This window comes from Streptomyces sp. NBC_00075, assembly GCF_045041225.1.
Lineage (GTDB): Bacteria > Actinomycetota > Actinomycetes > Streptomycetales > Streptomycetaceae > Streptomyces > Streptomyces adonidis.
Map to the genome: position 1 here is coordinate 2,609,596 of NZ_CP108243.1, position 21,690 is coordinate 2,631,285.

At 70.2% G+C, this 21,690-nt stretch carries 12 protein-coding genes; 3 read left to right on the forward strand and 9 right to left on the reverse strand.

Annotation, left to right across the window (positions count from 1 at the left end):
* Positions 1-277 precede the first annotated feature (277 nt).
* The 3 genes from OG787_RS11070 (at position 278) to OG787_RS11080 (ending at position 6,828) form a co-directional block, all read left to right on the forward strand.
* Entirely contained in the window at positions 278-5,119 is a 4,842-nt protein-coding gene (locus OG787_RS11070; RefSeq protein WP_405535063.1) for an ATP-dependent helicase, read from the forward strand.
* A 39-nt stretch (positions 5,120-5,158) separates the two neighbouring features.
* Positions 5,159-5,998: an Fpg/Nei family DNA glycosylase gene (locus OG787_RS11075; protein ID WP_405535064.1), complete on the forward strand. Its 840-nt coding sequence runs from the start codon at positions 5,159-5,161 to the stop codon at positions 5,996-5,998.
* 65 nt (positions 5,999-6,063) lie between these two features.
* Positions 6,064-6,828 (forward strand): SDR family NAD(P)-dependent oxidoreductase, encoded by a 765-nt coding sequence (locus OG787_RS11080; protein WP_369029285.1) that lies wholly within the window; start codon positions 6,064-6,066, stop codon positions 6,826-6,828.
* Here OG787_RS11080 and OG787_RS11085 read toward each other — a convergent pair.
* The 9 genes from OG787_RS11085 to OG787_RS11125 form a co-directional block, all read right to left on the reverse strand.
* Complete coding sequence (locus OG787_RS11085) at positions 6,776-7,102, reverse strand: hypothetical protein (protein WP_369029284.1); 327 nt, start codon at positions 7,100-7,102, stop codon at positions 6,776-6,778. The two genes, OG787_RS11080 and OG787_RS11085, sit on opposite strands and share 53 nt — an antisense overlap.
* A gap of 283 nt (positions 7,103-7,385) precedes the next feature.
* Entirely contained in the window at positions 7,386-7,760 is a 375-nt protein-coding gene (locus tag OG787_RS11090; protein ID WP_235474452.1) for a helix-turn-helix domain-containing protein, read from the reverse strand.
* A gap of 109 nt (positions 7,761-7,869) precedes the next feature.
* Positions 7,870-8,415 carry a CinA family protein gene (locus tag OG787_RS11095; RefSeq protein WP_405535065.1) on the reverse strand — a complete coding sequence of 182 codons (546 nt, stop codon included), beginning with the start codon at positions 8,413-8,415 and terminating at the stop codon, positions 7,870-7,872.
* On the reverse strand, positions 8,412-9,254 hold the full coding sequence (gene pgsA, locus OG787_RS11100; protein ID WP_405535066.1) for a CDP-diacylglycerol--glycerol-3-phosphate 3-phosphatidyltransferase: 843 nt from the start codon (positions 9,252-9,254) through the stop codon (positions 8,412-8,414). Before pgsA ends, OG787_RS11095 begins: the two co-directional genes overlap by 4 nt.
* Positions 9,251-10,810 (reverse strand): 30S ribosomal protein S12 methylthiotransferase RimO, encoded by a 1,560-nt coding sequence (rimO, locus tag OG787_RS11105; protein ID WP_369029281.1) that lies wholly within the window; start codon positions 10,808-10,810, stop codon positions 9,251-9,253. Before rimO ends, pgsA begins: the two co-directional genes overlap by 4 nt.
* A gap of 99 nt (positions 10,811-10,909) precedes the next feature.
* Positions 10,910-11,764, reverse strand: coding sequence for a helix-turn-helix domain-containing protein (locus OG787_RS11110; RefSeq protein ID WP_369029280.1), 855 nt, complete (start codon positions 11,762-11,764; stop codon positions 10,910-10,912).
* A 269-nt stretch (positions 11,765-12,033) separates the two neighbouring features.
* Positions 12,034-14,757, reverse strand: coding sequence for a DNA translocase FtsK (locus OG787_RS11115; RefSeq protein WP_369029279.1), 2,724 nt, complete (start codon positions 14,755-14,757; stop codon positions 12,034-12,036).
* A gap of 168 nt (positions 14,758-14,925) precedes the next feature.
* A complete protein-coding gene (locus OG787_RS11120; RefSeq protein WP_369029278.1) occupies positions 14,926-15,612 on the reverse strand; it encodes a two-component system response regulator in 687 nt (228 codons plus the stop codon).
* Between the two features lie 307 nt (positions 15,613-15,919).
* Positions 15,920-21,394 (reverse strand): HAMP domain-containing protein, encoded by a 5,475-nt coding sequence (locus OG787_RS11125; RefSeq protein WP_405535067.1) that lies wholly within the window; start codon positions 21,392-21,394, stop codon positions 15,920-15,922.
* Positions 21,395-21,690 lie beyond the last annotated feature (296 nt).

Sequence of the window (21,690 nt, forward strand, 5' to 3'; positions counted from 1 at the left end):
CCGCAGCCGCGCACGGCGAGCAGGGGACGTGTCGGGGGGTGTCCGCCCGCAGCGGCGGGCGTCCAACACCGAGCACATCCACATCAGACAGCACCGCCCGACCGAGGACGGACACCCCCCGGCGCGGCCCCGACCCACCACCCGACCGAAGGCGCGACCACCGACCGGGAGTCGGCACACAACCGCACCCACAGACCACCGCACCGCACCCGCCCCACCGCCGGAGGCAAACCCGCAGGTCAGCCCGATTGTCAGTGCCGAGGTGCAGGATGTACGCATGGTCAGCTCCACGCACCGAGCCCTCGACGGCTTCTCCCCCGCGACCCGCGGCTGGTTCACGGGGGCCTTCTCCGCGCCCACCGCGGCCCAGGCGGGCGCGTGGCAGGCCATCGGCGAGGGCTCGGACGTGCTGGTGGTGGCCCCGACCGGCTCCGGCAAGACCCTGGCCGCGTTCCTGGCCGCACTCGACCAGCTCACCTCGACACCCCCGCCGGCCGACCCCCACAAACGCTGCCGCGTGCTCTACGTGTCACCGCTCAAGGCCCTCGCGGTCGACGTGGAACGCAACCTGCGCAGCCCCCTCACGGGCATCCGCCAGGAGTCCGTACGTCTGGGCCTGCCCGAACCCGAGGTCAAGGTGGGCATCCGCTCCGGCGACACCCCGCCCGCCGAGCGCCGTGCCCTGGCCACCCGGCCGCCGGACATCCTGATCACCACCCCGGAGTCGCTGTTCCTGATGCTCACGTCGGCCACGCGCGACGCGCTGACGGGCGTGGAGACGGTGATCCTGGACGAGGTGCACGCGGTCGCGGGCACCAAACGCGGCGCGCATCTCGCGCTCTCCCTGGAGCGGCTGGACGAGCTGCTGCCGAGGCCCGCCCGGCGCATCGGCCTCTCCGCGACCGTCCGCCCGGTCGACGAGATCGCGCGTTACCTCTCCCCCCAGCGCAAGGTGGAGATCGTCCAGCCCAAGTCCGGCAAGGAGTTCGACCTCTCGGTCGTCGTCCCCGTGGAGGACCTGGGCGAACTGGGCGGCTCCCCGGTCGCCGACGCGAACGACGGCGCCGAACGCCCCTCCATCTGGCCGCACGTCGAGGAGCGGATCGCCGATCTAGTCCAGGCGCACCGCTCGACGATCGTGTTCGCCAACTCCCGCCGTCTCGCGGAGCGCCTGTGCAACCGGCTCAACGAGATCGCGTACGAGCGGGCCACCGGTGAGCCCCTCGCCGAACACCACGCGCCCGCGGAGCTGATGGGCGGCTCGGGCGCGGCCCAGGGCGCACCGCCGGTCATCGCCCGGGCCCACCACGGCTCGGTCTCCAAGGAGCAGCGGGCGCTCGTCGAGGAGGATCTCAAGGCGGGCCGGCTGCCCGCCGTGGTGGCCACCTCCAGCCTCGAACTGGGCATCGACATGGGCGCCGTGGACCTGGTCATCCAGGTCGAGTCACCTCCGTCCGTGGCCTCCGGGCTGCAACGCGTCGGCCGCGCCGGGCACCAGGTGGGCGCGGTCTCCACGGGCGTCGTCTTCCCCAAGTACCGGGGAGATCTCGTCCAGGCGGCCGTGGTCACCGAGCGCATGCGCACCGGCTCCATCGAGTCCCTGCGGGTCCCCGCCAACCCCCTGGATGTCCTCGCCCAGCAGCTCGTCGCGATGGTGGCGCTGGACACCTGGCAGGTCGACGACCTGCTGTCCACGGTCCGCCGTGCGGCCCCGTTCGCCGCCCTCCCGGAGTCGGCGTTCACCGCGGTCCTGGACATGCTCGCGGGCCGCTATCCGTCCGACGCGTTCGCGGAACTGCGCCCGCGCGTGGTGTGGGACCGCGTCGCCGGCACGGTGACCGGCCGCCCCGGTGCGCAGCGCCTCGCCGTCACCTCCGGGGGCACGATTCCGGACCGCGGGCTCTTCGGGGTCTTCCTCGCCGGTGCCGACCCCAAGAAGGGCGGCGGCCGGGTCGGCGAGCTGGACGAGGAGATGGTGTACGAGTCCCGCGTGGGGGACGTCTTCACGCTCGGTACGAGTTCCTGGCGCATCGAGGACATCACCAGGGACCGCGTCCTGGTGTCCCCCGCGCCCGGGGTCCCCGGCCGCCTCCCCTTCTGGAAGGGCGACCAGCTGGGCCGCCCGCTGGAACTGGGCCGCGCGGTGGGCGCGTTCCTGCGCGAGGTCGGCTCGCTGTCCGAGGAGGCCGCCCGCAGCCGCCTGCTCGCGGCCGGACTCGACACCTGGGCCGCGGGCAACGTCATCTCCTACCTGGCCGAACAGCGCGAGGCCTGCGGCCACATCCCGGACGACCGGACCATCGTCGTGGAGCGGTTCCGCGACGAACTCGGTGACTGGCGGGTCGTCGTGCACTCGCCCTTCGGCGCCCAGGTCCACGCCCCGTGGGCCCTCGCGCTGGGCGCCAAGCTCTCCGAGCGGTACGGCATGGACGCCCAGGTCATGCACGCCGACGACGGCATCGTGCTGCGCCTCCCGGACGCCGATCTGATGAGCCTGGACCTGCTCGACCAGGAACCGATGAAGTCCGGCACGGAATACGACGCCGAGCAGGCCCCCGTGGGCGCGGCGGACGTGACCTTCGACAAGGGCGAGGTCGACCGGATCGTCACCGACGAGGTGGGCGGCTCGGCCCTGTTCGCGGCCCGCTTCCGCGAGTGCGCCGCGCGCGCCCTGCTGCTCCCCCGCCGCAGCCCCGGCAAGCGCACCCCGCTGTGGCAGCAGCGCCAGCGGGCCTCCCAACTGCTCCAGGTGGCAAGCGAGTTCGGTTCGTTCCCCATCGTCCTCGAAGCGGTCCGCGAATGCCTCCAGGACGTCTTCGACGTGCCCGGGCTCGTGGAACTGATGGGCGACATCGAGTCCCGCAAGGTCCGCCTGGTCGAGGTCACCACCCCGGAGCCCTCCCCCTTCGCCCGCTCCCTCCTCTTCGGGTACGTCGCCCAGTTCCTGTACGAGGGCGACTCCCCGCTGGCCGAGCGGCGCGCCGCCGCCCTGTCGCTGGACTCGCGGCTGCTGGCCGAGCTGCTGGGCCAGGCGGAACTGCGCGAGCTGCTGGACGCCGAGGTGCTGACGGAGCTGGAGCGGGAGTTCCAGTGGCTCACCGAGGACCGACGCGTGAAGGACGCCGAAGGCGTCGCGGACCTGCTGCGCATGCTGGGCCCGCTCACCGACGCCGAACTGGCCGAGCGCGGCGCCGACCCGCAGTGGGCCCGGGAGCTGGCCGGCGCCCGCCGCGCGATCCGGGTCCGTATCGGCGGCGCCGACCACTGGGCGGCGATCGAGGACGCGGGCCGGCTGCGGGACGCGCTCGGTACGGCGCTGCCGGTCGGCGTCCCGGAGGCCTTCACCGAGCCGGTCAAGGACCCGCTCGGCGACCTCCTCGCCCGCCACGCCCGCACCCACGGCCCGTTCACCTCGGCCACGGCGGCGGCCAGGTTCGGCCTGGGTGTGGCGGTCACCGACGGCGCGCTCCAGCGGCTGGCGGCGAACGGCCGTGTCGTACAGGGGGAGTTCCACCCGGCGGGCATCGGCCAGGAGTGGTGCGACGCGACGGTCCTGCGCCGCCTCCGGCGCCGTTCGCTGGCCGCACTGCGGCACGAACTGGAGCCGGTGCCGCCCGCGGCGCTCGCGCAGTTCCTGCCGCAGTGGCAGCACATCGGCAAGGGCCACGGGCTGCGCGGCATCGACGGACTGGTGCGAGCGGTCGAGCAGTTGCAGGGCGCCTCCGTGCCCGCGTCCGCCCTGGAGAAGCTGGTCCTGCCGTCCCGGGTGGCGAACTACGCCCCGGCGATGCTCGACGAACTCACGGCAGCCGGGGAGATCGTCTGGGCCGGAGCGGGCGCCCTCCCCGGCAAGGACGGCTGGGTGTCCCTGTACCTCGCGGACGCGGCCCCGCTGCTCCTGCCTCCGCCCCACCCCCTGGAACCCACCGCACTCCATCAGTCCGTCCTCGACACCCTCACCGGGGGCTACGGGCTCTTCTTCCGCCAGATCGCCGACCAGGTCCGCGCCACCACGCACCCGGACGCCACGGACCCCCAACTGGCCGACGCCGTCTGGGACCTGGCCTGGTCGGGCCGGCTCACGAACGACACGCTCGCCCCGATGCGTTCCCTCCTGGGCTCGGGTCGCACGGCAGGCTCGACGGCACACCGGGCGAAACGCGCCGTCCCGCGCGGCCGGTACGGCTCACTGACGGCCGCCGCACGCCCCGCCTCACGCACCGGCCCCCCGACCGTGGCGGGCCGCTGGTCCCTGCTCCCCGCCCATGAGCCCGACCTCACCGTCCGCGCCCACGCCCTGGCCCGCACCCTGCTCGACCGCCACGGAGTGGTGACCCGGGGAGCCGTCGCCGCGGAAGGCGTGGAGGGCGGCTTCTCAGCCGTGTACCGCATCCTCTCCGCCTTCGAGGACAGCGGCCAGGCCCGTCGCGGCTACGTGGTGGAGGGCCTCGGCGCCGCCCAGTTCGCCATGGACGGCGCGGTGGACCGCCTCCGGGCAACAGCGAACGCCCGAGACCGCGGCGACTACCGGCCCACCCCGACCTCCCGCCCGACCGACGCGCACGACGCCACCACCCCCGCAGACCACGCCTTCGTAGAAGACCTCGACTTCGACCTCGGCCCCGATTTCCCCCGTACCCCCGCCCGGGACACCCACGGCTTCGCCGAGAGCGCCCTGTCCCGCCCCTACTCCCCTACCTCTGCCTCCTCGCTCCCCTCCTCCGGAGCCACCCGTGCCGTAGTACTCGCAGCCGCAGATCCGGCGAACGCGTACGGCGCCGCGCTCCCCTGGCCCGAGCCCCCGACCGGCGCCGGTCACAAGGCGGGCCGCAAGGCCGGTTCGCTGGTGGTGCTGGTGGACGGAGAGCTGACGCTCTACATGGAACGCGGCGGCAAGACACTCCTGGCGTGGCCCTCCGAACCGGATGTCCACCCCACCGAGGACCCCCGTCTGCGCGCGGCGGCGGAAGCCCTGGCCGCAGCGGCCCGCGCAGGCTCCCTCGGCACGGTCACGGTGGAGCGGGTCAACGGCGCCGCGGCCCTGACCTCCCCCCTCGGCACCCTGCTGGAAGGAGCGGGCTTCATCGCGACCCCGCGCGGCCTGCGCCTGCGCGCATGACCAACCACAGAACCCACCCCGACATGCCACCCTGGTCCCATGCCCGAAGGTGACACGGTCTGGCAGGCCGCGAGGAGGCTGCACACCGCACTCGCCGGGAAGGTGCTGACCCGCTCCGACCTCCGCGTGCCCAAGTACGCCACGGCCGACCTCACCGGCCGCACCGTCCTGGAGGTCACCCCGCGCGGCAAGCACCTCCTCACCCGGGTCGAGGGCGGCCTGACCCTCCACTCGCATCTGCGGATGGACGGCTCCTGGAAGGTGTACGAGAACGGCAGCCGCTGGACCGGCGGCCCCTCGCACCAGATCCGGGCGATCCTCGGCACCGCGGACCGCACCGCCGTCGGCTACCGCCTCCCCGTACTCGAACTCCTCCGCACCACCGACGAACACCGGGCCGTCGGCCACCTCGGCCCCGACCTCCTGGGCCCCGACTGGGACCCCGACCAGGCCCTCGCCAACCTCCTCGCGGACCCCACCCGCCCCCTCGGCGAGGCCCTGCTCGACCAGCGCAATCTCGCCGGCATCGGCAACGTCTACAAGAGCGAGCTGTGCTTCCTCCTGGGCGTCACCCCATGGCTCCCCCTCGGCGACCTGCCCGCCGACCGCACCGCGAAGCTGCCCGCGCTCGCGAAGAAACTCCTCGAAGCCAACCGGGACCGCCCGATCCGCAGTACGACGGGCCTGCGCGGCCAGGACCTCTTCGTGTACGGCCGCGCACCCCGCCCCTGTCTGCGCTGCCGCACCCCGATCCGCGTCGCCGACCAGGGCGACGGCTCCCGCGAACGCCCCACCTACTGGTGCCCGACCTGCCAACCGGGCCCGGCCCCGGCCCCCGGCGCCGCGCGAGCCCGGCGCACGTCACCCCCGTACAACTGACCCGTACACCTGACACCACACACAACTAGTTGACGACCCGTCAGAAACCCTCGTACCGTCCCAGCATGCCCGTACAGGCGTACGACCTCACCGGACGCACCGCATTCGTCACCGGGGCCGCCAGCGGCATCGGACGCGCATCCGCCGTACTGCTCGCCGAAGCGGGCGCCGTGGTGCACTGCGCCGACCGGGACGCGCAGGGGCTGCACGAGACGGCGACCCTGATCAAGGGGATGGGCGGCACGGCCCGTACCCACCACCTGGACGTCACCGACAGGGCCCAGGTCCGGCAGGCCGTGGCCGCGTGCGAGCAACTGGACGTCATGGCGGCGGTCGCCGGGATCATGCACAGCAGCCCCGTACTGGAGACCCGCGACGAGGATCTGGACCGGGTCCTGGGCGTCAACTTCAAGGGCGTGCTGTACGCCTGCCAGGAGGCGGCCCGTCTGATGATCGCCCGGAACACCAGGGGCAGCATCGTCACCATGGCCTCGGGCGCCGTGGACACCGGCAACCCCGGCCTGCTCTGCTACGGCGTGGCGAAGGCGGCGGTCGTCCAGCTGACGAAGACGCTGGCCGCCGAGATCGGACGCCACGGCATCCGCGTCAACGCCGTCGCGCCGGGCTGGATCCGTACGCCGATGACCGACCGCCACGACGGCGAGGCACAGGCGCACACCGAGGCGCTGATGTCCCGGATGGCTCCGCTGGGCCGGGTCGGCGAACCGGAGGAGGTCGCCCACGCGGTGCTGCACCTGGCGTCCGACGCGTCGGCGTTCACGACGGGCCAGATCCTCCGCCCGAACGGCGGCGTAGCGATGCCCTGGTAGAACCGGCTTCCCCACCGGCGCCCCGGCCGACACCCCCGTCAGCCCGCCCCGCAACCGCCACTGCGACACCCGCGGCCCCTGCCCCGCGCACCGCCCGCCCCACCCGCCCCTTCGGCACACAGTGCACCGGCAGCAGACTGAGCCCCCATCCCCCGGCCGCGACCGCCCCCTCCAGCACCCCCGCACCGGGCGCCAGCGCGAGCCGGAGTACGGCCCACCACCACACGGCACCGAGCCCCAGCAGCGCCCCCCAGCGAACTGTCCGCACCGCCATGGCTCACCTCCAGCCTCACGCTAGAACGCCACGCTCACCCGCAAACAGGGCGCATCACCGGCACAGAGGCGCACCGCAATCCCAGCCGCGACAGCCCGGGACCCCGCACGCGCCCGCCTCCTCCCCACCATGACGGCCCCACGACACACCGGCAAACGCACCCATGTGGACAGCCGCCGAGAGTGCGCACAACGCGAAAACCCCGACCGCGCTCCCCCGGGTCTCCCCGGAGAAGCCCCGGCCGGGGCTCTCACACACTCACTGGTCGTGCTGTTCGTGCACCTCAGGCGGCGACGACATCCACCGCCTCGGCGGGCGCCTTGATGGTCACCCGTTCCGGTGGCACACCGGCCACCGAGACGGAACCCAGCATGGGACGCACCGGCGTGGGTACAGGTTCGTTGGCCGCAGCAGACTGGGCCAGCTCGGCGAGGGCGAGTTCGTCACTCACTTCCCGCATGAGCTCGGACATCCGTACGTCCAGCGCGTCGCAGATCGCGGACAGCAGCTCGGAGGATGCCTCCTTCTGCCCCCGCTCCACCTCGGAGAGATAGCCGAGTGAGACTCGGGCGGACGAGGAGACTTCGCGCAGAGTACGGCCCTGGCGCTGGCGCTGCCGACGCAGCACGTCACCCAACAGGCGACGGAGCAGAATCATCGGTGGCTCCCTCCTCGGACCGCGTAGCCGCATCCTTCACGCCCCACCGTACCGCCTTGCGCCGCGGCCGTGCGGGGAGCGATGTCGTGTTCACTCAGGGCTGCAAACATCAGGTCCCCCCGTTCTGTTCCGTATCCTGTGCCCGCTCATTCCCGGTCTGTTCGCCCGCAATCCCCTCCAGGAGGAGTGCAAGTACGCTCCGTACACTCTCCATACGAATTTCCGCCCGGGAGCCGTTCAACCGCAGGGACGCCACTTTTCCGCCACCTTCGGCGCCGGAGTCCGCCCCGAAAGGGCCGTCCACAGCCACGAAAACCGTCCCGACGGGCTGCCCGTCCTGGGACTCAGGGCCGGCCACACCGGTGGTCGCGATGCCCCAGTCGGCGCCGAGAGCCCTGCGGACTCCGGCCGCCATCTGGGCCGCGACCTGCGGATCCACCGCTCCTCGGGCGGCCAGCAGGGTGGCGTCGACGTCGAGCACCCGGTGCTTCAGTTCGGTCGCGTACGCCGTCACCGCGCCCCGGAACGCCTTGGAGGCTCCGGGCACCGATGTGATCTCCGCCGCAACGAGACCACCCGTGAGGGACTCCGCGACAGCGAGCGTCTCACCCCTCACTGTCAGTAGTCTCACCACGTCGGCGGCCACGGAACTCACCGTTCCGCCTCCACCGACGCGGCCTCGCGCTCGGCGATTCCCTGCCTGCGCAGCACAATGGCCTGTCTTACATAGTCGAGCCCGGTCACCACGGTCAGCACGACCGCCGCGGCCATCACCCAGAACCTCAGCGTCGCCAGCGGACCCGTCAGCGCCAGGACGTACATCCCGACGGCCACGCCCTGCGTGAGCGTCTTGACCTTGCCGCCGCGGCTCGCGGGGATCACCCCGTACCGGATCACGACGAAGCGCAGCAGGGTGATCCCGAGCTCGCGCCCGAGGATCACACCGGTCACCCACCACGGCAGATCGCCGAGCGCGGAGAGACAGATCAGCGCCGCGCCCATGATCGCTTTGTCAGCGATAGGGTCGGCGATCTTCCCGAAGTCGGTGACGAGGTCGTACGTACGTGCCAGATGACCGTCGAAGATGTCGGTGATCATGGCAACGGCGAAGGCCGCCCAGGCGAGCGAGCGCCACGCCGGGTCGTACCCGCCGTCGGCCAGCATCAGGGCCACGAAGCCCGGCACCAGCAGCAGCCGGATCATCGTAAGAATGTTCGCGATGTTCCAGAGGCTGGCCTGATTGACGGCCGCGGCGCCCAGTTTCCCGCCGCGCACCGCCTTCACACCCCCCTGAGCACCGGAATCCACGGAGTCGAGAGAGGGAGATCCTGACGTCCCGGAGCCGACAACCGGCCCGACGGACTCAGAGACGACCGAGGAACCGGAGACCCCGGTGGCACCCAACGCGCCCGGCACACCCACCGCTCCCGGCACGCCCTTGGCGTTCCGCGCGCTGGAGGAGCCGCCCGCCGCGGATGCCGGGACTCCGGTCATCTGGCCGCCTCCTCTGACTCCGAACACGCGAGCGAGCCGAGCGAGCCCGGGAGCAGCTCGGCCACCAGGTCGACACCTTCCGTACCGACCACCTTGGCCTCGACGATACGGCCGACGCTCAGGCCTTCGCCGCCCGTGGAGCCCTCGAAGTCCGCGAAGTTGGTGAACAGCACCTGGCCGTCCGTCTCAGGCGCCTGGTGCTCACCACGGCCGTACGCGCCCTCCTCGCCGCCGACCGACTCGACCAGCACCCGCAAGGTCTCGCCGACGCGCTCCTCGGCGCGCTGCGAGACCAGCTCCTCGGCCAGCCGCGAGACCCGGGCGAGCCGGGCCGCGACGACGTCCTCGTCCAGCTTGTTCTCGTACGTCGCCGCCTCCGTGCCGTCCTCGTCGGAGTAGCCGAAGACCCCGATGGCGTCCAGGCGCGCGTTGTTCAGGAACCGCTCCAGCTCCGCCAGGTCGGCCTCGGTCTCACCGGGGAAGCCCACGATGAAGTTGGACCGCACGCCGGCCTGCGGGGCCTTGCTCCGGATGGTGTCGAGCAGCTCCAGGAAGCGGTCGGTGTCACCGAAGCGCCGCATCGCGCGCAGCACGTCGGGCGCGGAGTGCTGGAAGGAGAGGTCGAAGTAGGGGGCGACCTTGGGGGTCGAGGTCAGTACGTCGATGAGCCCCGGGCGCATCTCGGCGGGCTGGAGATAGCTCACGCGCACCCGCTCGATGCCGTCGACGTCCGCCAGCTCGGGCAGCAGCGACTCCAGCAGCCGGATGTCGCCCAGGTCCTTGCCGTACGAGGTGTTGTTCTCGGAGACGAGCATGACCTCCTTGACGCCCTGCTCGGCGAGCCACCTGGTCTCGTTCAGCACGTCGCTCGGGCGGCGCGAGATGAAGGAGCCGCGGAAGGACGGGATGGCGCAGAAGGAGCAGCGCCGGTCGCAGCCGGAGGCGAGCTTCACCGAGGCGACGGGCGCGCCGTCGAGCCGCCGGCGCAGCGGCGCACGCGGCCCGGAGACCGGGGCGACACCTTCGGGCAGGTCGGCGGGGGCCTCGACGGGCTCCACCGGTGCGGCGTCAGCGTCGGTGGCAGTGCCGTGCCCCGGAAGAGCGACCCCGGCACCCGCGCTCTGGCGTTCCGCCGGGCTGATCGGCAGCAGCTTGCGCCGGTCGCGCGGGGTGTGCGAGGCGTGGATGCCGCCGTTCAGGATGGTCTGTAGGCGGTCGGAGATGTCGGCGTAGTCGTCGAAGCCGAGCACACCGTCGGCCTCGGGGAGGGCCTCGGCGAGTTCCTTGCCGTACCGCTCGGCCATGCAGCCCACCGCCACGACGGCCTGGGTTCTGCCGTGCCCCTTGAGGTCGTTGGCCTCCAGGAGGGCGTCGACGGAGTCCTTCTTGGCGGCCTCGACGAAGCCACAGGTGTTGACGACGGCGACGTCCGCGTCCTCGGCGTCCTCCACGAGTTGCCAGCCGTCCGCCTCCAAGCGGCCTGCGAGCTCCTCCGAGTCCACCTCGTTACGGGCGCAGCCAAGGGTGACGAGTGCGACGGTACGGCGTTCAGGCATGGGCTCAAGACTACTTCGTCCCACTGACACCCCACGTCGACGGGGCTGGCCCCGTCTGGGCCAGCCCCGTACCTGTGAACCGTGTAAGCGCGCTGTCGCTCAGCCGACCTCGGGGTCGCCCTTCGTGTAGGTGAGCCGCTCGACGGCTCCGGGCTGGAACTCGTCCTCGATCTTCTTGCCGTTCACGTAGAGCTGGATCGCGCCCGCGTCGCCCAGGACGAGGTTGATCTCCTCGTTGTCCTGGAAGGTCTGGGACTGACCCTGCTTGAGCAGGCCGTCGAAGAGCAGCCGGCCGTTGTGGTCCTTGGCGGAGATCCAGCTGCGCCCGTCCGCGGCGCTCACCTGGACGGTCACCTTGTCGCGCGGGGCCGCCGCGATCGCGCTGTCCGACGGGTCCGGCTTCGGGTCTGCGGGCTTGTCCTTCTTGGGTGTGGGCGAGGCCGACTGGCTGGCCGTGGGCGTGGTGCCCTCGGCGACGCCTGCCTGCGTGCCCTCGTTGTCGTCGCCCCCGTTGACCAGGGTGAAGCCGACGAAGCCGATCACGGCGACGATCGCGGCGACCATCGCCGCGGTCCAGTTCGGACCGCGGCGCTCGGGGCGGATGCGTTCCGCCTCGAACAGGGGTGCGGCCGGGGTAGGCGCCGGACGCCCGCCGCGGGCGTCGGCGAACTCCGCGAGCAGCGGTTCGGGATCGAGGTGGACGGCGCGAGCGAGAGTCCGGATGTGCCCGCGCGCGTAGACGTCTCCGCCGCAGGCGTCGAAGTCGTCCTGTTCGATCGCGTGCACGATGGCGATCCGGACCCGGGTGGCGGAGCTGACGTCGTCGACGGTCAGCCCGGCCGCGATGCGGGCCTGCTGGAGGGCGCGACCGATCGAGGGGCGGGCTGCTTCCTCGCGGTCGTCGCGGTCTTCTTCGGACGGACGCTCGCCTTGTGGAGAGTTGCCGATGGACACGGGGGCGCCTTTCGAGCGTTTAGCCACCTGTGCTGGAGGTTCAGTTTAGGGGGGTTCGGAAAGGGTGGGGCAACTGGGCGGAGGGACTTTGTACGCCATCGGAATGGCCAGGACACGCCGATGGTCAGGTCATGGTGAGGCAACGGTCTGTCGCCTCCCTCAACTTGACGTACGCGGAAGGGAAACGGTTGCTCAATGATCCCTTACGAGTGAGTCACGATCGACCACCCGGTTGCCGCACACACGGACGCCGCACACCGGGCGAGTCCCTAGGACTCAGTCTCCCCACGAATCACCGCGAGCATCTCGTCCAGACCGTCAGCCTTCACAAGAACGTCACGCGCCTTGGAGCCCTCGCTCGGCCCGACGATCCCCCGTGTCTCCATGAGGTCCATCAGCCGCCCCGCCTTGGCGAATCCGACCCGCAGCTTGCGCTGGAGCATCGACGTGGATCCGAACTGGCTGCTGACGACGAGTTCGGCCGCCGCGCACAGCAGTTCGAGGTCGTCGCCGATCTCCTCGTCGATCTCCTTCTTCTGCTTGGTGCCCACGGTGACGTCGTCCCGGAAGACCGGCGCCATCTGGTCCTTGCAGTGCTGGACGACGACCGCGACCTCGTCCTCGGTCACGAAGGCGCCCTGCATTCGGGTGGGCTTGTTGGCGCCCATCGGCAGGAACAGCCCGTCGCCCTTGCCGATCAGCTTCTCGGCGCCGGGCTGGTCCAGGATGACCCGCGAGTCGGCCAGGGAGGAGGTGGCGAAGGCGAGCCTCGACGGCACGTTCGCCTTGATCAACCCGGTCACCACATCAACAGAAGGCCGCTGGGTGGCGAGGACCAGGTGGATGCCGGCCGCGCGCGCGAGCTGCGTGATGCGCACGATCGCGTCCTCGACGTCCCTGGGGGCCACCATCATCAGGTCGGCCAGCTCGTCGACGATCACCAGCAGGTACGGATACGGCGACAGCTCGCGCTCGCTGCCCTCGGGCAGCTTGACCTTGCCGTTCCTGATGGCCTCGTTGAAGTCGTCGATGTGCCGGAACCCGAACGCGGCCAGATCGTCGTACCGCAGATCCATTTCCCGTACGACCCACTGGAGCGCCTCAGCGGCCCGCTTGGGGTTGGTGATGATCGGCGTGATCAGGTGCGGGATGCCCTCGTACGCGGTCAGCTCGACGCGCTTGGGGTCGACGAGGACCATGCGGACGTCCTCGGGGGTCGCCCGGACCATGATCGACGTGATCAGGCAGTTGATACAGGACGATTTGCCGGAGCCGGTCGCACCTGCGACGAGCATGTGCGGCATCTTGGCGAGGTTGGCCATCACATAGCCGCCCTCGACGTCCTTGCCGAGCGCGACCAGCATCGGGTGGTCGTCCTCGGCCGCGTCGGCCAGCCGGAGCACGTCCCCCAGGTTGACCATCTCGCGGTCGGTGTTGGGGATCTCGATGCCGACCGCCGACTTGCCGGGGATCGGGCTGATGATCCGTACGTCGGGGCTGGCGACGGCGTACGCGATGTTCTTGGCGAGGGCGGTGATCCGCTCGACCTTGACCGCGGGGCCCAGTTCGACCTCGTACCGCGTGACCGTCGGACCGCGGGTGAAGCCGGTGACCGCGGCGTCGACCTTGAACTCCATGAAGACGTTCGTGAGGGAGGCGACCACCGCGTCGTTCGCCGCGCTGCGGGTCTTGCCGGGGCCGCCGCGCTCCAGGAGGTCGAGCGAGGGCAGCGAGTAGGTGATGTCCCCGGAGAGCTGGAGCTGTTCGGCGCGCGGCGGCAGGTCGCGCATCTCCTCCGGCGGTGCCTTCGTGAGGTCCGCGACCGCGGCCTTGACCGGCTCCGCCCTGAGCTTCTCCTGCTTGGGCCGCGCCGCCGGTACGGGAGTGGGTGTCGGGGTCGTCTCCTCGCGGTCGCCGCCCGCGCTCACCCCCTGGGTGAGGTCGGCGACGATCGGCGAGGGCGGCATGCCGTGCAGAACGGCCCCGTCGAGGGCTGCGGCGGCCGCTGCGGCGACGTCCACGGCGTCCATGGGCCGCCCGGGGTCGGGCTGCCGTACGGAGCGCCTGGGGCGGCTCCGGCGCTTGGAGAGCGCGTCCTGCTCGGCGCTGTCCGGGTCGTACGCCTCGGGGGCGGACCCGCGTCTGCGGGAGCGCGCGGGCAGCGAATCGCGCCACTGGTCCTCGTACTGCTCGTCGTCCTCGGAGAACGCGTCGTCCTCGGGGTCGTGGAGGATGCCGAGCCGGACCCCGAGCTGCCGCAGCCGCTGCGGGATCGCGTTGACGGGCGTCGCGGTGACCACGAGCAGCCCGAACACGGTGAGCAGCACCAGCAGCGGTACGGCGAGGACCTGGCCCATGGTGTACGTCAGCGGGGTGGCCGCTCCCCAGCCGATGAGCCCGCCGGCGTCCCTTATGGCCTGCATGCCCTCGCTGCGCGCGGGGGCGCCGCACGCGATGTGGACCTGCCCGAGCACACCGATGACGAGCGCGGAAAGCCCGATGACGATCCGGCCGTTGGCCTCGGGCTTCTCGGGGTGGCGGATGAACCGTACGGCGATGACCGCCAGCAGTATCGGCACCAGCAGGTCGAGCCGGCCGAACGCGCCGGTGACCAGCATCTCGACGAGGTCGCCGACGGGACCGCGCAGGTTGGACCAGGTGCCCGCGGCGACGATCAGCGCGAGGGCGAGCAACAGCAGTGCCACGCCGTCCTTCCGGTGTGCCGGGTCGAGGTTCTTCGCGCCCTGCCCTATCCCGCGGAACACGGCGCCGACGGCGTGCGCGATGCCGAGCCACAGGGCGCGTACGAGGCGGTAGACGCCCCCGGTCGGGCTGGGCGCCGGAGCGGGCGCGGCCTTCTTCGCCGCTGTCTTCTTGGCGGGCGCCCTCTTCGCGGGGGCTTTTTTGGCCGCGGCCTTCTTCGCCGGAGCCTTCGCGGGCGCGGCTGCCTTCTTCGCGGGCGGCTTCTTGGCTGCGGAAGGACGTGGGGCCATGTGTGTGAGGTTACCGGTGGAGGCGACAGCCGACACGTGTGTAACTGCTTCACCCGTTCGTGTCGCCCTGGCGTGAGCGCGAAACTGACGCGCGCTCACGCGCAACTACGCCCGACGGACGGGTGAGTTCGACGACTTCGGTGCGGGAAGTGACGACCGGCGTACGGGTCAGTTCTGCGACGGCAGCGAAGCCGCCCCGCTCCCGGTTCCCGGTTCGAGCGCGTCCAGGGCCCGGCGCAGGCCGGTCAGTTTGCGTTCGAGATGCGCCGCCGTGGCCACCGCGGCCGCGTCCGCCGACTCGTCGTCGAGCTGTTTGGACAGCGCCTCGGCCTGTTCCTCGACGGCCGCGAGCCGCGCGGACAGTTCGGCGAGCAGGCCCGCCGGCTCCTTGGCCGCACCGACCGCCGCCTTGCCGCCACCGCCCTCCAGCTGGAGCCGCAACAGGGCGGCCTGCTCGCGGAGTTGACAGTTCTTCATGTACAGCTCGACGAACACCGAGACCTTCGCCCGCAGCACCCATGGGTCGAACGGCTTGGAGATGTAGTCCACCGCACCCGCCGCGTACCCCCGGAAGGTGTGGTGCGGACCGTGGTTGATCGCGGTGAGGAAGATGATCGGGATGTCCCGGGTCCGCTCCCGCCGCTTGATGTGCGCGGCCGTCTCGAAGCCGTCCATGCCAGGCATCTGGACGTCCAGCAGAATGACCGCGAAGTCGTCCGTCAGAAGTGCCTTGAGCGCTTCCTCCCCGGACGATGCCCGCACCAGTGTCTGATCCAACGCAGAGAGGATGGCCTCCAGCGCCAGCAGATTCTCCGGCCGGTCATCGACCAGGAGGATCTTGGCCTTCTGCACCATGGCCCGCCCTCCTCGCCCCGGCTTGGGGCCTCCCCTGTCCTCAGGACTTGGGGCGGCACCACCGCGCGCCGCCCCAGGGGACGGCTCCCTTGCGCCGCCCGTCCTCGTGCCGGTCATGGTAGCCGCACCCCGCCCGTCGCCACACCCTGTCACCGCGATGTCACTGTGCACGTAGCAGAAACGTAGCGGGAGACCAGAAGGTTCCCCGAATCCCGTACTTCTACACGGCTTCGGCCACACTGAGTCAGCAACTCCGTGTGAACACCGGAGGTTCCCGCCCTCGCGTCGGAAACACCCAGCTCAGCCGTCACTCCTCCCGCATCCACTGCTCCATCACCGACAGCAGGTGATCGGGGTCGACGGGCTTGGTCACATAGTCCGAGGCCCCCGACTCGATCGCCTTCTCCCGGTCGCCCTTCATCGCCTTCGCGGTCAGCGCGATGATCGGCAGCCCGGCGAACTGCGGCATCCTGCGGATCGCCGAGGTCGTCGCGTATCCGTCCATCTCCGGCATCATGATGTCCATCAGTACGACTGTCACATCGTCGTGCTGTTCCAGGACTTCGATGCCTTCCCGGCCGTTCTCGGCATACAGCACCGACAGCCCGTGCTGCTCCAGGACGCTCGTCAGCGCGAACACGTTGCGGATGTCGTCGTCGACGATCAGCACCTTCTCGCCGTCGAAGTGGATGCCCCGGCGCGGCTGTTGCGCCGTCTCCTGCTCGCCCGCCGCCGCCCAATGGCCGTTCGCCCTTGAGGAGGCGTTCAGTTCGGCCACCGAGACGGCCCTGCGGCGCCGCCTGAAGAGCGCTGCGGGCCCGTTCTGTGCCTCCTGGTACGACTTCACCTCGGCCGGCGTCTCGATGTCCGCGCCGGCCAGCTCCGCCTCGGAGGCCAGCAGTTCACCGACCTCCAGGGAGGGCGTCAGCTGCGCGTAGCCCTGCGGGGGCAGTTCACTCGGGTGCAGCGGCAAATACAGCGTGAACGTCGAGCCGCGGCCCGGCTCGCTCTGCGCGTGGATCTCGCCGCCGAGCAGCCGCGCGATCTCCCGCGAGATGGACAGCCCCAACCCCGTACCGCCGTACTTGCGACTGGTCGTGCCGTCCGCCTGCTTGAACGCCTCGAAGATCACCCGCATCTTGCTGGCCGCGATACCGATGCCGGTGTCGGTCACCGAGAACGCGATCATGTCGGCGTCCGCGTCCCGCAGCGAGCCCGCCTCCAGCAACTGCTCCCGGATCGCCACCGGGACCTCCGCACCGGCCGGCCGGATCACCAGCTCGACCGCTCCCGTGTCGGTGAACTTCACCGCGTTGGACAGCAGGTTGCGCAGCACCTGGAGCAGCCGCTGCTCGTCCGTGTGCAGCGTGGCAGGCAGGTCGGGCGAGACCCGTACGGAGAAGTCGAGACGCTTCTCCGCGGTCAGCGGCCGGAAGGTGGCCTCCACGTAGTCGACGAGCTGCACGAGCGCGATGCGCGTCGGGGAGACGTCCATCTTGCCAGCCTCGACCTTCGACAGATCGAGGATGTCGTTGATCAGCTGCAACAGGTCCGAGCCCGCCCCGTGGATCGTCTCGGCGAACTCGACCTGCTTCGGGGTGAGGTTGGTGTCCGCGTTGTCGGCGAGCAGTTTGGCCAGGATCAGCAGCGAGTTGAGCGGCGTACGCAGCTCGTGCGACATGTTGGCGAGGAACTCGCTCTTGTACCGCATCGACACGGCGAGTTGCTCGGCGCGCTCCTCCAGGACCTGCCGCGCCTCCTCGATCTCCGTGTTCTTGACCTCGATGTCGCGGTTCTGCTGGGCCAGCAGCTCGGCCTTCTCCTCCAGCTCCGCGTTGGACGACTGAAGCGCCTTCTGCCGGTTCTCCAGCTCGGCCGAGCGCTCCCTCAACTGCTCGGTCAACTCCTGCGACTGCTTCAGCAGCACCTCCGTCTTGGTGTTGACGGAGATGGTGTTGACGCTCGTCGCGATCATCTCGGCGATCTGGTTGAGGAAGTCCTTCTGGATCTGCGTGAACGGCGTGAACGACGCCAGTTCGATGACCCCGAGCACCTTCCCCTCGAACAGCAACGGCAGCACGATCACCTGCGCGGGCGGCGCCTCCCCGAGCCCCGAGGAGATCTTCAGATAGCCGCTCGGCGCGTTCTCCACGAGGATCGTGCGCTTCTCCTGCGCGGCGGTCCCGACCAGCGCCTCACCGGGCCGGAACGACGTCGGCATGGAGCCCATGGAGTAGCCGTACGAGCCGAGCATGCGCAGTTCGTACGCGTTCTCCGGAACGCCTCCCGGGTCCTTGGCGTCGACCGTCTGCATCGCCAGGAAGAACGCGCCGTGCTGGGCGGTCACGACCGGCGTCAGCTCGCTCATGATCAGCGAGGCCACGTCGTCGAGGTCCCGGCGGCCCTGCATCAGGGCGGAGATCCGCGCCAGGTTGCCCTTGAGCCAGTCCTGTTCCTTGTTGGCGATCGTGGTGTCACGCAGGTTGGCGATCATCTTGTTGATGTAGTCCTGAAGTTCCTGGATCTCCCCGGAGGCGTCCACGTCGATCTTCAGGTTGAGGTCACCACGGGTCACCGCGGTCGCCACGCGCGCGATGGCACGCACCTGCCGGGTCAGGTTCCCGGCCATCTCGTTCACCGACTCGGTGAGGTCGCGCCAGGTGCCGTCGACGTCACGCACGCGTGCCTGGCCGCCGAGCTGGCCCTCCGTACCCACCTCGCGGGCGACTCGAGTGACCTCCTCGGCGAAGGACGACAGCTGATCAACCATGGTGTTGATCGTCGTCTTCAGCTCAAGGATCTCGCCACGAGCGTCAATGTCGATCTTCTTCGTCAAGTCACCCTTGGCGATGGCCGTCGTGACCATCGCGATGTTGCGCACCTGGCCGGTCAGGTTGGACGCCATCCCGTTCACCGACTCGGTGAGGTCCTTCCACGTACCCGACACACCCGGTACGCGCGCCTGCCCGCCCAGGATGCCGTCCGTACCCACCTCGCGGGCCACCTTGGTGACCTGGTCGGCGAACGAACTCAGCGTCTTCACCATGGTGTTGAAGGTGTCGGCGAGCTGCGCGACCTCACCGCGCGCCTCGATCGTCACCGTCCGCGTGAGGTCGCCGTTGGCGACGGCCGCCGCGACCTGGGAGATGTTCCGCACCTGGACGGTCAGGTTGTTGGCCATCAGGTTGACGTTGTCGGTGAGGTCCTTCCAGATGCCCGTGACACCCGACGCGTGGGCCTGGCCCCCGAGGATGCCCTCCGTGCCCACCTCGCGCGCGACTCGCGTCACCTGCTCGGCGAACGACGACAGTTGATCAACCATGGTGTTGACCGTCGTGACGAGTTCAAGGATCTCGCCCTTCGCGTCAACAGTGATCTTCTTCGACAGGTCGCCCTTGGCGACGGCGGTCGTGACTTCGGCGATGTTGCGCACCTGGATGGTCAGGTTGTTCGCCATGAAGTTCACGGACTGCGTGAGGTCCTTCCAGGTGCCGGAGACACCCTGCACCTCGGCCTGCCCGCCGAGCATGCCCTCCGTACCCACCTCACGGGCCACACGCGTGACCTCCTGGGCGAACGACGACAGCTGGTCGACCATCGTGTTCAGGGTGTTCTTCAGCTCCAGGATCTCCCCGCGCGCGTCCACGGTGATCTTCTGGGACAGGTCACCCCGGGCCACCGCGGTCGCCACCTGGGCGATGTTGCGCACCTGGGCGGTGAGGTTGCCGGCCATGCCGTTCACGGAGTCGGTGAGGTCCCGCCACACACCGGCGACCCCTGGCACCTGCGCCTGTCCGCCGAGGCGGCCCTCCGTACCCACGTCACGGGCGACCCGGGTCACCTGGTCGGCGAAGGCCGAGAGTTGATCAACCATGGTGTTGATCGTGTTCTTCAACTCGAGGATCTCGCCGCGAGCGTCAACATCGATCTTCTGGGAGAGGTCGCCCCGGGCCACGGCAGTCGTCACCTGGGCGATCTGCCGCACCTGGGAGGTCAGGTTGCCACCCATGAAGTTGACGGAGTCGGTGAGTTCCTTCCACGTACCGGACACGCCGTCCACGCGCGCCTGACCGCCGAGGCGGCCCTCCGTACCCACGTCACGGGCCATCCGCGTCACCTGGTCGGCGAAGCTCGACAGCTGGTCCACCATCGTGTTCACGGTGTTCTTCAGCTGGAGCATCTCGCCGGACACATCGACGGTGACCTTCTGGGACAGGTCGCCATTGGCCACCGCGGTCGTCACCTGGGCGATATTCCTCACCTGTCCGGTGAGGTTCCTGAACGCCGTGTTGACGGAGTCCGTCAGGTCCTTCCACGTACCCGCGGCGCCCGGCACCTCGGCCTGGCCGCCCAGCTCGCCCTCGACACCGATCTCCCGCGCCACCCGGGTCACCTCGGCACCGAACGCGGACAGCTGATCGACCATCCCGTTGACGGTGTTCTTCAGCTCCAGCATCTCGCCGGCGACCTCGACGCTGACCTTCTGCGAAAGGTCACCGCTGGCCACAGCCGTCGTCACCGCGGCGATGTCCCGCACCTGGGTGGTGAGATTCCGGAAGACCGTGTTGACGGAGTCCGTCAGGTCCTTCCATGTCCCCGCCGCGCCCGGCACGTTCGCCTGCCCGCCGAGCCGTCCCTCGCCACCGACCTCGTTGGCGACGCGGGTGACCTCGTCCGCGAACGTCCGCAGCGTCTCGGTCATCTGGTTGATCGTCTCGGCGAGCTGGGCGACCTCACCGCGCGCCGAAACCGTCACCTTCTGCGACAGATCACCATTGGCGACCGCCGTCGTCACCTGCGCGATCCCACGCACCTGGGCCGTCAGGTTGCCGGCCATAAGATTCACCGAATCGGTGAGGTCTTTCCACACTCCCGCCACACCAGGCACCTGCGCCTGGCCGCCCAGCTCGCCCTCGGTACCCACCTCGCGCGCGACTCGCGTCACCTCGGAGGAGAAAGAGGACAGCTGATCGACCATCGTGTTGACGGTGTTCTTCAGCTCCAGCATCTCGCCGGCGACGTGAACCGTGACCTTCCGGGACAAGTCACCCTTCGCGACCGCCGTCGTCACCAGCGCGATGTCCCGCACCTGCGCCGTCAGCCGGTACGCCATGGTGTTGACCGAGTCCGTGAGGTCCCGCCACGAACCGGACATCCCGCGCACCTGGGCCTGACCGCCCAGCTTGCCCTCCGTACCGACCTCGCTGGCCACGCGCGTGACCTCGTCGGTGAACGTCGACAACTGGTCGACGAGATTGTTGACCGTGCGCCCGACCCTGAGGAACTCCCCGCGCAGCGGATGCCCGTTGCCGTCGTCGGCCTGCGCCCGCAGCTCCATCCGGGGCGACAGATCGCCCTCCGCGACCGCGCTGAGCACCCGGCCGACCTCGGATACCGGACGTACGAGATCGTCGACAAGAGCGTTCGAGGCATCGATGGCGGCGGCCCACGAGCCCTCGCTCGCCCCCGACTCCAGCCGTTCGGTCAGCTTGCCCTCGCGCCCCACCATGCGCCGTACGCGCGACAATTCACCCGTCAAGTGCAGATTACGGTCGGCCACCTCATTGAAGACGGCCGCGATCTCCGACATGACGCCGTCACCGGACACCGTGAGCCGCTTACGGAAGTTGCCGTCACGCATCGATTCCAGGGCCGACAGCAACTTGTCCAGAGCAGCCGTGTCCACCTCGGTCGTGCCGTTGCGCGGTTTGCGCCGGTTGCTCAGGGACTGTCCGCCTTTCGCGCGCGTCTTAGTGCCCCGCGTCGCTGCGCCAGACTCCACTGTGTCCCTCCCGAAGGGGTCGACCGTTTCTGCTCTGCGTGCTCTGCCATCACTCGGGCGTACCCGGATACTGCCTGCCGTGCGTAGACCTTCTCCTGGAGCCTGCCCAGTGTTTCACCCAGTCCGAACCCGGCCATAACAGTTCGGCAGCTTCGCACACCGTCCGCACACTCTGGGGACGTAAACACTGCAGACCTGCATCCGCATGGACCGCGAAGGTAAGTAACCTTGCATGCGGCTGTCCAGCCACACCGGTCCGTCCGGTCTGGGCGGTGGCACGACCACGAGCGGGCAGG